The following is a 15,358-nucleotide window of genomic DNA, read 5'->3' as shown; positions in this document are numbered from 1 at the left end:
GGGTCTTCGGCCCGTGCTGTTCCCGCAGGCGTCACCACCGAACGCTCCTCGTGCCGACGTTAGAATATAGAGGAGAGAGACTGTGCCCTATGCAGATTTGCAGATTCAAAAGAACGGCATGGTCTGCGTTATTGTCGCTTGCGCGGAAAAGAGAATGTGCGCGAACAAGCGTTACTGACGGCGGCCTGCCAAAACATGAAAAAGATTGCCCTTCACCTATCCAGGGTGAGATAGGTGAAGGAGAGTCTTTTTCGTTGAAGGGCGGGCGAATACCAGGAGACTCCTGCGGAAAAACGGGCGAACCGAGACCCCGCAGTGTGGGTTTTCACGAGGAGGCTCGGGCGTTCGTCCGTGGAAAGCGAGTGGTATTCGCCTGCACGAACTGCACAAAAAAAGCTTGCAGAAAAACACGGGGTTTCTCTACAAGCTGAAGCTGCCGTTAAAAACGGCAGCTCCTTTTTGTGCATGGTTAAAAAGCCGTGTGTATGGAAATAGTGGTGGAGAAAGAAATCCACAGACCTATAGAACTGCCAATTGTTAACGGATAACGTCTGTCTTTCTACCTTCTTTCAGGAGGTTCAGTTGCAGGAAAGCAGGAATTTATAATAGAATGTTAAGAGGAGTTATTAGTACCAGTTATAAAGCAACTATACATAAAAGGGGTGCCAGCTATGTTAAAGGTACAGGAAATCAGAGAAATTATTAAGCTGATCGATCAATCTTCCATCGATGAATTCAGCTATGAAGCAAATGGGACGAAAGTTTCGATGAAAAAACAACAGGAGCAGGTTGTTACAGAAGCTGTACAGCCGCAGCAGACGGTTCAGGCACAGCCGAAACCACAGCCGCAGGAGCCTGCGCAGAGCAAGGAAGTAAATCAAGAGCCGGCTGCAGAGGAAGCACCTCAAGCAGAAGCTTCCTCCAGCGATTACGATGCTGAAGTCAAGTCTCCGATGGTCGGAACCTTCTATGTGTCTCCGTCCCCGGACCAGGATGCCTACGTGAAAGTCGGCGACGATGTCAAAGAAGACTCTGTCGTATGTATCGTTGAAGCTATGAAGCTTTTCAATGAAATTGAAGCGGAAGTTTCTGGTGAGGTTGTAGAAATTCTGGCTAAAGACGGCGAACTGGTCGAATATGGACAGCCGTTGTTCCGAGTGAAGTCTAAGTAAGCGGGGGATGAGACGTTGATTAAAAAAGTTTTAATAGCCAACAGAGGTGAAATTGCTGTCCGGATCATCCGTGCCTGCAAAGAAATGGACATTGAGACGGTCGCCATTTATTCTGAAGCAGATAAAGAAGCCTTGCACGTCCAGCTGGCGGATGAAGCCTATTGTGTTGGACCTACATTAAGTAAAGACAGCTATTTGAGCTATACCAATATTTTAAGTCTGGCAATCCTGACACAGACGGATGCGATCCATCCAGGATACGGTTTCCTTTCTGAAAACGCAGAGTTCGCCGAGATGTGTGAAGAATGCAACATCACCTTCATTGGCCCATCCGCCTATGCCATTCAAAAAATGGGGACGAAAGATGTGGCCAGAGAAACGATGAGAGAAGCGGGAGTTCCGGTTGTACCCGGTTCCGCTGGAATCATCAGCAGCGAGGAAGAAGGCTTGAAGGTAGCGGACGACATCGGATATCCGGTCATCATCAAAGCGACAGCCGGCGGTGGAGGAAAAGGAATCCGTGTAGCCCGTAATGAAGATGATCTGAAAACAGGAATCCGCATGACCCAGCAGGAAGCGGAAACGGCGTTCGGCAACCCGGGCGTCTATATTGAGAAGTTCATTGAGGACTTCCGCCACGTGGAAATCCAGGTACTTGCCGATAACCACGGGAACGCTGTGCACCTGGGAGAGCGGGACTGTACGATCCAGCGCCGTCTTCAGAAGCTTATCGAAGAAACACCATCTCCGGCAATTTCCGAAAAGATGAGGAAGAAGATGGGCGATGCTGCCGTCAAAGCGGCTCTTGCTGTTAATTACTCAGGGGCCGGTACCGTAGAATTCATTTTCGATAAAGAGGCGGAATCCTTCTACTTTATGGAAATGAATACGCGTATTCAAGTAGAGCATCCGGTGACCGAGATGGTAACAGGTGTAGATCTTATTAAAGAGATGCTGCTGATTGCCAACGATGAAAAGCTTTCCTTTAAACAAGAAGACATTGAGTTTGAAGGCTGGTCCATTGAATGCCGGATCAATGCGGAGAATCCTTATAAAAACTTCATGCCTTCGGCAGGGAAAATTGATATGTACCTGCCGCCGGGAGGTCTCGGTGTGCGTGTGGATTCTGCAGCATACCCGGGGTATACCATCCCTCCCTATTACGATTCTATGGTGGCCAAGCTCATTACGTACGGCCGTGACAGAGATGAAGCCGTCCGTCGTATGAGACGTGCGCTCGATGAATTTGTCGTAGAGGGTGTCCATACAACGATTCCGTTCCACCAGCGTATGATGGAGCATGAAGTCTTTGTGAATGGCGACTTTAATACCAAGTTCCTTGAGAAATATCCGATTATGAAAGATGAAGCTTAAAAGGAGTGGTCATTAATGACTGATAAGCAATTGTTGAATGTGACAGATGGATCGACATTAGGCAATATTGAGATTGCTCCTGAAGTAATTGAAGTCATCGCGGGCATCGCCGTATCCGAAGTGGCAGGAGTTGCTTCAATGCGGGGGAACTTTGCCTCCGGTGTTGCAGAACGACTGGGCAAGAAAAATCACGGCAAGGGTGTCAAAGTGGAGTTGACAGAAAGCGGCATTTTGATTGACGCCTACGTCGTTATGGATTATGGCATCAGTATTCCTGATACCGCCCAGAAAATCCAGGACAATACCCGCCAGGCATTGAAAAATATGACAGCTCTTGAAATTAGTGAAATCAATGTGCACATCGTTGGTATCCAAATGGAGGGAGCAAAAGAAGAAGAAAACGAAACGGAAGCCTATTCATAGGAATCAGAAAGGGGAGACCCTTTCTGATTTTTCTTTTTGCACTAAGGAAACACCAGGCTGTATATCCCTGTTATCATGGCTTTTATCCAACTAAAATGTTATGATTCTAACGGATATTACCTTAAAGGAGAATGAACATGAAACGACGCACAGCACGAGAAAAAGCATTTCAGGCGCTTTTTCAAACGATTACAGAGGATATTGATACGGATGAGGCCATCCAGCACGTGGTAGAAGATCCAGAGGTGGATCCATTCCTGCACGATCTTGTCCACGGAGTCATGGACTACAGGGATGACCTGGATCAGTGGATTGCCGACCATTTGGACAACTGGACGTTCCCACGTCTTCCTAAAGTAGAGAAGACCGTTCTTCGAATGGCCGCGTATGAAATGAAACATAACGAAGATGTCCCGACACAAGTAGCAATCAACGAAGCAGTAGAACTTGCTAAAATCTTCGGCGAAGAAGATTCCGGGAAGTTCGTCAATGGCGTTTTATCCAAGATGATCTAACTTTGAACTGGGGGAATCGGAGATGGCAGCGGAAGTTATTTATGGAAAGCAGTTAGCGGAAGATTTACGGGAAGAGATGAAGCAGGAGGTGGCGGTGCTCCATGAAAAAGGTGTACACCCTAAACTGGTTGTCGTCATTATCGGAGAAGATCCTGCTTCAAAATCTTATGTAAAAGGGAAGCAGCGGGCTTCTGAAAAAGTAGGTATGGATTCTGATCTTATTGAACTTTCTGAGGAAACCTCTGAGCAGGAGCTTCTTGATTTGATCCATCGGTTGAACCAGGATGATACGGTTCATGGAATTCTGGTACAGCTTCCAGTTCCGGAGCATATTTCTGATCAGAAAATAATTGAAGCGATCGACCCTGGCAAGGATGTGGATGGTTTCCATCCTGAAAACGTTGGCAGAATGCTGACAGGTCAGGATACCTTTTTCCCCTGCACACCATATGGGATTATGGTGATGCTTGAACGTGCAGCTATTGATGTGGAAGGGAAGCATGCTGTCATTGTAGGGCGCAGCAACCTCGTCGGTAAGCCTGTAGGGCAGCTTCTTCTCAATAAAAATGCAACGGTCACCCACTGCCACTCCCGGACAAAGGATTTAAAGTCTCATACGAAACAGGCAGATATTCTGATTGTAGCTGCAGGCAGACCGGGACTCGTAACCGGGGAGCATGTGAAGGAAGGTGCTGTCGTCATTGATGTCGGAGTCAACCGTGTGGATGGTAAACTGACCGGCGATGTTGACTTTGAATCAGCTAAGGAATTGGCCTCCCATATCACTCCTGTTCCCAAAGGGGTGGGGCCGATGACCATTACCATGCTGCTCCACAATACCATTAAGGCGGCGAAGCAGATTCACCGCGTGTAAGGAGGCGTTGTCGTGCAGGACCAGTATTTGACGGTAACGGCTTTAACCAAATATATCAAACGGAAACTATCCGGTGATCCTCATTTGAAGACCGTATGGCTCAGAGGAGAAATTTCCAACTTCAAACATCATTCCAGAGGACACATGTATATGTCCTTAAAAGATGATCAGGCAAGAATTCAGGCGGTTATGTTTGCCGGAAGCAACCGCTCGCTGAAATTCATGCCTGAAAATGGGATGAATGTCCTCGTAAAAGGTGAGATCAACGTATACGAACCGATGGGGCAGTATCAGCTCTATATTAAGGAAATGCAGCCGGATGGAATCGGTGCCTTGTATTTTGCTTTTGAACAGCTGAAGGAGAAATTGGAGAAGGAAGGTCTGTTTGCTGAAGAACGTAAGAAAAAGCTTCCTACATATCCAAAGCATATCGGGGTGATCACTTCTCCTACCGGTGCGGCTGTCAGGGACATTTTGACAACGATTAAGCGACGCTATCCGATTGTACCGGTATCCATCCTTCCGGTTCTTGTCCAGGGGGAGCGCGCAGCAGAATCGGTATCCAACGCCATCCGGTACGCCAATGAGCATCTCGATTGCGACGTTTTAATCGTCGGCCGCGGCGGTGGATCTATTGAAGATCTTTGGGGATTCAATGAAGAAATAGTCGCCCGGGCGATTGCAGCATCGTCGATTCCCATTATTTCTGCCGTCGGTCACGAAACGGATACAACCATCAGTGATTTTGCTGCTGATTGGAGAGCACCGACGCCTACTGGGGCCGCAGAAGTAGCCGTCCCTTCCATTACGGAACTGAGGGAACAGGTGCAGCAGTTCAGACAGAGGCTCATAAGATCCATGGACGGACAGCGGACTGAATCCAGGCAGAAGCTGAACCGATTGAAAAAATCCTATGCGTTTAAGTATCCGGAACAGCTGATGCGTCAGAAAGAACAGGACCTGGACCGGGTGCTGGAACGTCTGACCAAACAGATGAACCGGCAGCAGACGAGCCGCCGTGAACAGCTGGGTTATCTAACCAAACGTCTGGAGCAGCAGGGGCCCGATAAAAAAATCAAAGAAGGAACAGAGGCTCTTCAAAGGGATACGAAACAGCTCCAAAAAGCTTTGGATACCATCGTCTCCCGGAAAAAAGACCGTTTCCATTCCACGCTGGATAAGCTGACCCTGCTGAATCCGCTTGAAATTATGAAACGCGGCTATGCCATTCCTTTTGATGAGGAAAATCAGGTCATTAAAAAGGCTGGTCAGGTGTCGGAGGGAAGCAGTCTTTCCCTTCAAGTCCAGGACGGTCTCATTCAATGTCAGGTTACATCGGTGAAGGAGGATGAACATGGAGGAAAATAAACAGGAAATCAGTTTTGAAGAAGCCATGAATCAGCTTGAGGAAATTGTCGAAAAGCTGGAAACCGGCGAAGTCCCCCTTGAGAAAGCTATTCAATACTATCAAGAGGGGATGAAGCTTTCAAAGGTATGCAGTGAAAAGCTCGGAACAGTGGAAGAGCAGATGCAGCAGATAATGAATGAACATGGGAATTTTGAACCTTTCACCGTACAGGAGGAAGAATAGCCTGTGGACTTGAAAGCTTATTTAACAGATAAACAAACGTTCATTAACGACCAGTTGACCATGTATGTAAGAGATTATACCGTCCCTGGCAGACTTCAGGATTCGATTCTTTATTCTATTGAGGCTGGTGGGAAAAGGCTGCGTCCTATTCTTCTTCTGGCCACGGCGGAAGCCTTTGGAGCTCCAGCGGGCAAAGGGTTGACCGCTGCCGCCGCTCTTGAAATGGTGCATACGTACTCCTTGATACATGACGACCTTCCAGCTATGGATGATGATGATACCAGGCGCGGGCTGCCTACCAATCATAAAAAATTCGATGAAGCGACAGCTATTCTTGCCGGAGATGCCCTGCTCACCATGAGTACCCAGCTGATTGCAGAAGACCCGTCTCTTGCACAGGAAGAAAAATTATTTCTTATTCAGGAGCTGACTAAAGCTGCCGGTCCAAGAGGTATGGTCGAAGGTCAGATGCAGGATATGCTGAGTGAAGGAAAAGAGATATCTCTCGAGTCTCTGGAAGCCATTCATAAAAACAAAACCGGCGAGCTGTTGAAATATGCGATCCGTGCAGGTGCAAAGCTTGGAAAGGCCTCAGAGCAATCCATGCAGCAGATGAGCGGAATGGCGGAAGCGCTCGGCCTTATTTTCCAGATCCAGGACGACATTCTGGATGTGACCGGCGATGCAGAGGTGATCGGTAAACCTGTAGGCAGTGATGTGGTGAATGATAAAAGTACCTATCCGGGTCTTCTCGGTCTGGACGGTGCAAAAGAGCAGAAGGATCATTACGTCAAAACAGCTGAGTCCGCTTTGACGGAAGCAGGTGTGGAAGGTACGGTTCTGTCACAACTTATTCACTATTTAAGTACGCGTGATCATTAATCGGAAGGATTTCGATTGAGGTGTGTGCTGAAATATGATATATTATTTTTACAAAAGGAATGGTGCAGTATTCTAGTCGGTCCTCCGTTCCTGAAGGCGGGCCTAAAAATCCGCCAAAGGGCACATCGATGAAGTTCCTTGTGTTGGCTTGAGGCGCCCAGCCTTGGGTCGATGCTGGGAGTTAAGGTCGCAGGGCGATCCACAAAGGCATGTGGGCGTTGACCCTGCTTCCGCGGAGGCCCATTCTTGTAACGGGCTCTGAGCCAGATACCGTTATGAAATGGGGTATGAACCTGCAGCATATGGAGTAACATCTATATGCGCAGCGTAGCCTGCCTTGAGTGGTTTTTGAGGGGATTACAGTCCATGAGCCCCTGGTGACTACAGATGGCCACTGTGGTCCTGGGACGTAAGCTGTATGAAATCACAACTGCAAAAGAGGCTAAGGAACGGTCAAAGGCTGTCGGGGAAATCCCCTAGACTGTTCTATGGACATAAAACGGGAATTATAGTGCGGACTGAGTGGCAATCTAGTCCAGTTATCGGAAACGAGGCTGAGTCGAGTTTAAAGGGGAACCGCCAGAGTGGTGACACTCGGTACTTGATTGGGAAAACCTACTAGACCTAAGCCGCAATTTTTACCCGTTTTGTGACCATTCCTTTCTGTTACATAATTAAATTATGATTATATATAGATATAGAGGGTAAGAATGGATAATAAATTAAAAAAAGCCGTAAATTTCAGTTTGAGTATTGCCGTTATCACATTTGTGTTAGCGGCTATTTTTTCAGTTATCTCTTCTTCCGTTTTAAGTGGAGTCATGTGGGTCATTGGACTGATCATTGTATTTATCATCGTGTTTACCGGTGTAGTCTTTGATATGCTTGGTATAGCAGCAACAGCTGCTGAAGAGAAACCCTTCCATGCGATGGCTTCCGAGAAAGTCCCGGGCTCCAAGGAAGCTATTGCGATTGTCAGAAATGCGGATCGATTCGCAAGTTTCTGTAACGACGTTATAGGGGATATATCTGGTATAGTTAGTGGTACGGCCTCCACTGTCGTCGTACTTCAGCTTGCTTCGAGTTTCGGGTATACAGAAGGGTCTGCCGTCCAAATCGGTATTAACGTGGCCCTTACCAGTATCGTGGCAGCACTGACGGTGGGAGGAAAAGCCATTGGTAAATTCTTCGCCATCAATAAATCCACGCAGATTATCTTTTTTGCTGCCAGGGTGATTGCATGGTTAGAAAACAAATTAAATGTAAGAATATTATCAAATGTCATGTCGTCCACTAAAAAATCAAGATAATTACAAGGGGGTCCTTCAATGGATCTGAGCAGAATCAACGACCCTTCGTTATTGAAGGATATGAATACGAAGCAATTGGAAGAATTTGCAGCAGAAGTGAGACAGTTTTTAATTGAAAACCTGGCCACAACAGGCGGCCACCTCGGGGCGAACCTGGGAGTAGTGGAGCTGACTCTGGCTCTTCATAAAGTATATAACAGTCCCGTCGACCGTCTTATATGGGATGTCGGGCACCAGTCATATATCCATAAGATTCTGACCGGCCGTGGAGGGCAGTTCGACACATTGCGGCAGTATAAGGGCTTGTGCGGCTTCCCGAAACGTGATGAAAGTGAGCATGATGTATGGGAAACCGGCCACAGTTCAACTTCGCTGTCCGCGGCCATGGGGATGGCTATTGCACGCGACTTGAAAAAACAGGACCATTCCATCCTTCCCATCATTGGTGATGGAGCCCTGACAGGCGGTATGGCGCTGGAGGCGCTGAACCATATCGGGCATGAGAAAAAGAATGTAACCGTTATCTTGAATGATAATGAAATGTCGATCGCTAAAAACGTAGGAGCCCTGCACGGGGCGCTCGGCCGGATGAGAAGTGCAGGGAAGTACAATCGTGCCAAGGATGATCTCGAATGGCTGCTGAAGAAGATTCCCGCCGTTGGAGGAAAACTCGCGCAGGCAGCAGAGCGCTTGAAGGACAGCATGAAGTACTTTGTTGTTCCGGGCATGTTCTTTGAAGAGCTCGGGTTTACGTATTACGGACCGGTGGATGGTCATGACTTTGAAGACTTGATGGAAAACCTGAACTATGCGAGAAAAACAGACGGACCGGTCATCGTTCATGTAATGACCAAGAAAGGGAAAGGGTATCATCCCGCCGAAACCGATGTGAAGGACAAGTGGCACGGTGTAGGTCCTTATAAAATCGAATCAGGAGAGAAAATCAAACCGGTCGATGCTCCTCCTGCGTGGAGCTCGGTTATCAGTGATGCGCTGATTAAAAAAGCACGGGAAGATGACCGCATAGTGGCTGTGACTCCTGCCATGATTCTCGGGTCCAAACTGGAAAAATTCGGCGAGGAATTCCCGGACCGTTTATTTGATGTAGGCATTGCCGAACAGCATGCTACCACGATGTCCGCCGGTCTTGCGACTCAGGGGATGAAGCCGTTCCTGGCCATTTATTCCACGTTCCTGCAGCGCGGTTATGATCAGGTGGTCCATGATGTGGCCCGTCAGAAATTGAATGTGATTTTCGGTATTGACCGCGCAGGACTCGTCGGAGCTGACGGAGAGACCCACCAGGGTGTGTTTGATATTGCATTCCTGAGGTCTGTTCCGAATATGATTATCAGCATGCCGAAAGATGAGGATGAAGCCCAGCATCTCGTTCATACAGCTGCAGAATATGAAGAGGGGCCTTTTGCAATCCGTTATCCGCGGGGGAACGCTAAAGGAATCGACACGGATAAACATATGAGGTCCATCCCCGTCGGCAGCTGGGAAATCCTGAAAGAGGGAACAGAGGCTGTCATCCTTACGTTTGGGACGACCATTGATGCAGCTCTTGATGCGGCGGGCCGTCTGGAAAAAGAAGGACGGTCTGTGCGGGTGGTGAATGCCCGTTACATCAAACCGATGGACGAGTCCATGCTGCATGATATGATGAAGCAGGGGCTGCCGATTCTGACAGTAGAGGAAGCGGTTCTTCAGGGAGGATTCGGTTCAGCAGTGCTTGAATTCGCTGAGGAAAACAATTACACCTCCCAATGGGTGCGCCGGATGGGCGTTCCAGACCGGTTCATTGAACACGGCAGTGTACCAAAGCTCTGGGAAGAAATCGGATTGACCCCGGAAAACATGGTGAAAAACCTAAAAGAATTGATACCTACAAAACAACAGAGGGCATAAAAGATATGGGCAGAAAAGTACGTTTAGATGTATTACTTGTAGAAAAAGGCTATATAGAAACGCGTGAAAAAGCGAAACGAACCATCATGGCCGGACTTGTTTTTCATGAACAGGTCCGCCTTGATAAACCCGGCTTGAAGGTGGACGAGGATCTGGAGTTGATTGTTAAAGGCCGTCCCATTCCGTATGTCAGCCGCGGCGGATTGAAGCTTGAAAAAGCATTGAAGCACTTTGATCTTTCCGTTAAGGACAAGATTATGATTGATATCGGTTCATCCACAGGCGGTTTTACGGACTGTGCGCTTCAGAACGGAGCCAGACTCAGCTATGCCGTGGATGTTGGATATAATCAGCTTGACTGGCGTCTCCGCAATCATGACCAGGTGGTTGTTATGGAACGGACCAATTTCCGATATGTGACGAAAGAGGACCTTACACACGGTCAGCCGCAGTTTGCTTCCATCGATGTCTCCTTCATATCCCTTCGTATCATTCTGCCGGTTCTTGCTGAGATTCTGGAGCAGCAGGGAGATGTGGCAGCACTAATAAAACCACAGTTCGAAGCAGGTAGAGAACAGGTAGGGAAAAAAGGAATTGTGAGAGACCCTTCGATTCACAAAGAGGTCGTAAAAACAATTCTTGATTTTGCTTCTGATCACGGATATTCTGTTTATGGACTCACTTTTTCTCCGATTACCGGCGGGGATGGGAATATAGAATTCCTCGTCCATCTGCGGCTTGATGAAGGCAGCAGCAGTGGAGAACAGGTGGATATCGATGCTGTAGTCAAAGAAGCGCATGAGGCGCACAGCAGAAACGCATAATGAATGTAAAAGGGCTTAGCACAGGCCCTTTTCTTATGGAAGGACTTGAAACGGAGGATGGTCATGAACAAAGGACAACGTCACATCAAAATCAGGGAACTGATTACAAACGACGATATTGAAACCCAGGATGAGCTGGTCGATCGATTGAAGGGTATGGGATACAATGTCACCCAGGCAACCGTATCCCGCGATATCAAAGAACTACATCTTGTAAAGGTGCCGATGATGGATGGCCGGTACAAATACAGTCTCCCTGCAGATCAGCGCTTCAATCCGTTTGAAAAGCTGAAACGGCTCATGATGGATGCCTTTGTCAGTATAGATCGGGCCGGACATTTTATTATTTTGAAAACTCTGCCGGGAAACGCCAATGCTGTAGGTGCTCTCGTGGATAATCTGGAATGGGATGAAATTATGGGGACCATCTGCGGAGATGATACCTGCTTAATTATCTGCCGCAGTGAAGATCATACGGAGTCAATTAGTGAGCAGTTGCTAAATATGCTATAACTGAGGTGGATGGTTTCATGCTAACAGAGTTGTCTATTCGTGATTTTGCAATCATTGATGAGATCTCAATCACGTTCAAAGAAGGGTTGACTGTACTGACCGGTGAAACAGGTGCTGGTAAATCCATCATTATTGATGCGATCCAGCTTCTTTCCGGTGGTCGGGGATCCGTTGAATTTGTTCGTCATGGAACAAAAAAAGCTGAAATTGAAGGGTTGTTTACCGTGCAGCCTGAGCATCCGATCCATAAGGTCGGACAGGACTATGGTGTCGATATTGATGAGGACGGCATGGTTGTTCTTGAACGGACCATTACCCATCAGGGGAAAAGCATCTGCCGGGTGAATGGAAAACTGGTGACACTCGGGATCATGAGGGAGTTCGGACATTCCTTGATCGACATTCACAGCCAGCATGAGACGCAGTCGCTTATGGATCCTGACCGGCACGTCGAGCTTCTGGATGTATTTGCCGGTGAAGAGCTTCGTTCGGTCCTGGACGAGTATGAGAGCGTTTATGACAAGTACAGAACGATGAAGAAGCGCTATAAAGAATTGAGTGAGAATGAGCAGGAAATGGCTCAGCGTCTGGATCTGCTTGAATTTCAGCTGCGCGAGCTTCAAGGAGCTGAAATGCAGCCGCTTGAAGATGAAGAGCTTTCCGAAGAGCGGAAGAAACTCATGAATTTTGAGAAGGTGTACCAAGGCATTCATGATGCCTATTATTCTTTGTACGGGGAACAGCGCGGAATGGACTGGCTTAGTCATGCAATGACTTCTTTGGAAAGTACATCCGATGTAGATGAAAACCTTGCACAACTGTCGGAAGAAATGACGAACACGTATTACCTGATGGAAGAAATGACGTTTAAGCTGAGTAACCATATGGCAGAGCTTGAATTCGACCCTGAGAGACTCAACCAGATCGAATCCCGGCTTAACGAACTCAACCGTCTGAAGAAGAAGTACGGAGCTACGGTGGATGATATGCTTCAGTATGCTTCACGGATTGAAGAGGAAATTGATGAAATCCGCAATAAAGATTCCCATTTGAGTAAGATGGAGAGTGAAATCGCCGATTTGTCCGAGGATGCTCTTCTTGAGGCGCAGGGGATGCGTGAAATCCGCGTGAAAGCTGCAGATCAGCTGGCTGAATTCATTCATGTAGAATTGAGAGACCTTTATCTGGAGAAAGCAGCCTTTGCTGTGGACCTGCAGACGAAACCGGGGAAACAAGGAGATCCGGAACTGGATGGTACTCCTGTCCAGCTGCTGCCAAACGGTATTGATTTAGTGAAATTCCTGATCACGACCAATCCCGGAGAGCCGCTGAAAGAACTACATAAAGTAGCATCCGGAGGGGAGATGTCCCGGATTATGCTTGCGTTGAAGCGGATTTTCTCGCGGCATCAGGGCATTACGAGCGTGATTTTTGATGAAGTGGATACAGGTGTCAGCGGAAGGGTGGCCCAGGCGATTGCTGAGAAGATTTACGGGATCTCAGAGGGATCGCAGGTGCTCTGTATTTCCCACCTGCCACAGGTAGCGGCTATGGCGGATACACATGTCCGCATTGAAAAGCGTGTGGAGGATGAGCGGACGTCGACAGCAGCCAAGGAACTTTCAATGGACGAAAAAGCTGACGAAATCTCCCGCATGATTACCGGAGCAGAATTAACCGCTACAACCGTTGAGCATGCGCGGGAACTGCTTACGATGGCAGATAAACATAAAAGTAAATCATTATGATGAACCTAAGCGCATGGACGAGTCCATGCGCTTTTGTTTGTTTTATCTTTTCCACCGACACACCTCTTTATACAACGTTTACCTATACGTTGGAGAATGTTTCAAAGCAAGGCAAACGGTACTATAATTACTCAGATTATGCTCGTTTAAAAAGGATTAAGGAAGACCACATTATAAGTAAGCCATTTAGTTGGTACTGGAGTACAAGGAGAGTGAACCCGTGAAAAATCAAGCCTTTAACTATATATGTGGTTCTGTTCTCCTGCTGTTTATGCTTATTTTGCCCTTTTATGCCCCTGTCCAGCACTATCTATCCATCCCGACAGAAGTAAAAGTCGGCGCCAGCCCTGATCAACCTTCTGTTGACCAGGAAGCGTGGACGGCGTTTTCGTCCACAAATGATCACGAAGTGTTTTATGAATTTGCAGGTGTACCGGTTAAAAAAACCAGCCTGGAGCCGTTCAAGGATATCCGGTTGATCCCCGGCGGTCAGTCGGTAGGTGTAGAGCTTCATACGAAAGGTGTGCTTGTCGTAGGGCACCACCTTGTAAACGGCAAAGGCGAACAACGGACTTCGCCAGGAGAAAAGGCGGAAATTCTCATCGGCGACATCCTGCTTGAAGGCAATGGAGAGGAAATTAACAGTATGGAGAAATTATCCTCCATCGTAAAGAAAACCGGGGAAAAGGAAGAACCCCTGAAACTGAAAATTAAACGGGGAAAGGAAATAACGACGACAAGCCTGACACCGGCCTACAACCCGCGGGAAAAGGAATATCAGATTGGTCTGTATATTCGTGATTCGGCAGCTGGGATAGGGACAATGACTTTTTATGATCCTGAAACGAAAAAGTATGGCGCTCTCGGTCATGTCATCTCGGATATGGATACGAAGAAGCCGATTGAAATTCATGAAGGCACCATTGTCAAATCGCAGGTCACCTCCATTGAAAAAGGAGCACAGGGCGTTCCGGGAGAGAAAAAAGCCAGGTTTTCCTTGAGGAACGACCGCCTCGGAATCATTACAAAAAACACGCCGTTCGGTATCTTTGGAACATTAGATGATGATATGACGAATGAGGAATATCCGGAGGGACTTCCTATCGGTTTCGCAGAACAGGTGGAAGAAGGCCCGGCTCAAATTATGACGGTCCTTGACGGGGAGAAAATGCAGACCTTTGATGTGGAAATTGTCAGCAATATGCCGAAGAAATCTGCGGTAACAAAAGGAATGATTGTCAAAATCACAGACCCTGAGCTTCTGGATAAAACGGGAGGGATTGTTCAGGGGATGAGTGGCAGCCCGATCATCCAGAATGGAAAAATCATCGGTGCCGTGACTCATGTGTTTGTCAACGATCCGACAAGCGGATATGGCGTCCATATTGAATGGATGCTTCAGGAAGCAGGTATTAACCTTCATGAAGAAGAAGGGGAAAAGAAAGCAGGCTAGGAGCTCATAAAGGGCTCCTTTTCTTTTTCGTCGACAAATTTCGACACCGATGGCCGGGCATATGTCGAATACATACGAAAAACCGAGTATTTTTAAGCATTTGCCAGATATTCTCTAATTCTTTATATTTTTTGTTATAATAAAAAAGGAAAGTCTTATATGCCTGTCGAATACGTGTATTACGGAAATAAAGAGGATTATTCTCTTAAGGAGGAAAAAGGAATGGAAAAGATTCAAGTGTGTTTGGCTGATGATAATAGAGAGCTGGTAAAGCTTCTTGAAGAGTATTTTGAAGACACTCACGATATAGAAGTGGTCGGTACTTCCTACAATGGAAAAGACTGTCTGCAAATGGTCGAAGAGAAGAAACCGGACGTGCTGATTTTGGATATCATTATGCCGCACCTCGACGGCCTTGCTGTGTTGAACAAGCTGAGGGATATGGACAAGCATCCTGAGGTCATTATGTTAACCGCGTTCGGCCAGGAAGAAGTGACGAAAAAAGCTGTCGAACTTGGAGCGGCTTATTTTATGATGAAGCCATTCGACCTTGATCACCTTGGAGAGCAGGTCCGCCAGATCAAACATGCCGGCGATCCCATCAATCGTGCCCTCGGCAGCAGTTATTCCTCAGCAAGATCGAAAAAACCGGATCTCGATACAAGCATCACCCATATCATTCATGAAGTCGGGGTGCCGGCCCACATTAAAGGGTATCAATACCTTCGTGAAGCCATTACAATGGTCTATAAAGATTTGGAACTGCTT

General features: G+C 47.4%; 15 protein-coding genes and 1 pseudogene. All 16 read left to right on the top strand.

Going from position 1 to position 15,358, the window contains the following annotated elements; genetic code table 11:
• Positions 1-96: 96 nt before the first annotated feature.
• A pseudogene (locus ACXAGL_RS00080) lies at positions 97-234 on the top strand (transposase); the annotation flags it as partial.
• Between the two features lie 437 nt (positions 235-671).
• Positions 672-1,172, top strand: a complete 501-nt coding sequence (gene accB, locus ACXAGL_RS00075; protein ID WP_474989341.1) for an acetyl-CoA carboxylase biotin carboxyl carrier protein — start codon at positions 672-674, stop codon at positions 1,170-1,172.
• A 15-nt stretch (positions 1,173-1,187) separates the two neighbouring features.
• Positions 1,188-2,546, top strand: a complete 1,359-nt coding sequence (gene accC / locus ACXAGL_RS00070; protein ID WP_474971240.1) for an acetyl-CoA carboxylase biotin carboxylase subunit — start codon at positions 1,188-1,190, stop codon at positions 2,544-2,546.
• A 15-nt stretch (positions 2,547-2,561) separates the two neighbouring features.
• A complete protein-coding gene (locus ACXAGL_RS00065; RefSeq protein ID WP_474968959.1) occupies positions 2,562-2,969 on the top strand; it encodes an Asp23/Gls24 family envelope stress response protein in 408 nt (135 codons plus the stop codon).
• Between the two features lie 137 nt (positions 2,970-3,106).
• A complete protein-coding gene (nusB, locus tag ACXAGL_RS00060; protein WP_027955439.1) occupies positions 3,107-3,484 on the top strand; it encodes a transcription antitermination factor NusB in 378 nt (125 codons plus the stop codon).
• Between the two features lie 22 nt (positions 3,485-3,506).
• Positions 3,507-4,358, top strand: a complete 852-nt coding sequence (gene folD, locus ACXAGL_RS00055; protein ID WP_474989339.1) for a bifunctional methylenetetrahydrofolate dehydrogenase/methenyltetrahydrofolate cyclohydrolase FolD — start codon at positions 3,507-3,509, stop codon at positions 4,356-4,358.
• A 12-nt stretch (positions 4,359-4,370) separates the two neighbouring features.
• A complete protein-coding gene (gene xseA, locus ACXAGL_RS00050) occupies positions 4,371-5,726 on the top strand; it encodes an exodeoxyribonuclease VII large subunit (RefSeq protein ID WP_474989337.1) in 1,356 nt (451 codons plus the stop codon).
• Complete coding sequence (locus tag ACXAGL_RS00045; RefSeq protein ID WP_027955442.1) at positions 5,713-5,949, top strand: exodeoxyribonuclease VII small subunit; 237 nt, start codon at positions 5,713-5,715, stop codon at positions 5,947-5,949. The genes xseA and ACXAGL_RS00045 overlap by 14 nt, the downstream gene beginning before the upstream one ends.
• A 9-nt stretch (positions 5,950-5,958) precedes the next feature.
• Positions 5,959-6,831 carry a polyprenyl synthetase family protein gene (locus ACXAGL_RS00040; RefSeq protein WP_474970415.1) on the top strand — a complete coding sequence of 291 codons (873 nt, stop codon included), beginning with the start codon at positions 5,959-5,961 and terminating at the stop codon, positions 6,829-6,831.
• A 710-nt stretch (positions 6,832-7,541) separates the two neighbouring features.
• Complete coding sequence (locus ACXAGL_RS00035; RefSeq protein ID WP_474968956.1) at positions 7,542-8,141, top strand: hypothetical protein; 600 nt, start codon at positions 7,542-7,544, stop codon at positions 8,139-8,141.
• Positions 8,142-8,159: 18 nt separating this feature from the next.
• Positions 8,160-10,052: a 1-deoxy-D-xylulose-5-phosphate synthase gene (dxs, locus tag ACXAGL_RS00030; protein ID WP_474968955.1), complete on the top strand. Its 1,893-nt coding sequence runs from the start codon at positions 8,160-8,162 to the stop codon at positions 10,050-10,052.
• 5 nt (positions 10,053-10,057) lie between these two features.
• A complete protein-coding gene (locus tag ACXAGL_RS00025; protein WP_474968954.1) occupies positions 10,058-10,876 on the top strand; it encodes a TlyA family RNA methyltransferase in 819 nt (272 codons plus the stop codon).
• 63 nt (positions 10,877-10,939) lie between these two features.
• Positions 10,940-11,389, top strand: a complete 450-nt coding sequence (ahrC, locus tag ACXAGL_RS00020) for a transcriptional regulator AhrC/ArgR (RefSeq protein WP_027955448.1) — start codon at positions 10,940-10,942, stop codon at positions 11,387-11,389.
• A gap of 17 nt (positions 11,390-11,406) precedes the next feature.
• A complete protein-coding gene (gene recN / locus ACXAGL_RS00015) occupies positions 11,407-13,137 on the top strand; it encodes a DNA repair protein RecN (protein WP_474989335.1) in 1,731 nt (576 codons plus the stop codon).
• A gap of 220 nt (positions 13,138-13,357) precedes the next feature.
• Positions 13,358-14,590: a SpoIVB peptidase gene (gene spoIVB, locus ACXAGL_RS00010; RefSeq protein ID WP_474989333.1), complete on the top strand. Its 1,233-nt coding sequence runs from the start codon at positions 13,358-13,360 to the stop codon at positions 14,588-14,590.
• Positions 14,591-14,812: 222 nt separating this feature from the next.
• The coding region (spo0A, locus tag ACXAGL_RS00005; RefSeq protein WP_474989331.1) for a sporulation transcription factor Spo0A at positions 14,813-15,358 on the top strand (546 nt) is incomplete at its 3' end.

The sequence above is a fragment of the Halobacillus sp. ABA4_118 genome, assembly GCF_056160205.1.
This window is presented reverse-complemented; position numbering and strand designations above follow the sequence as displayed.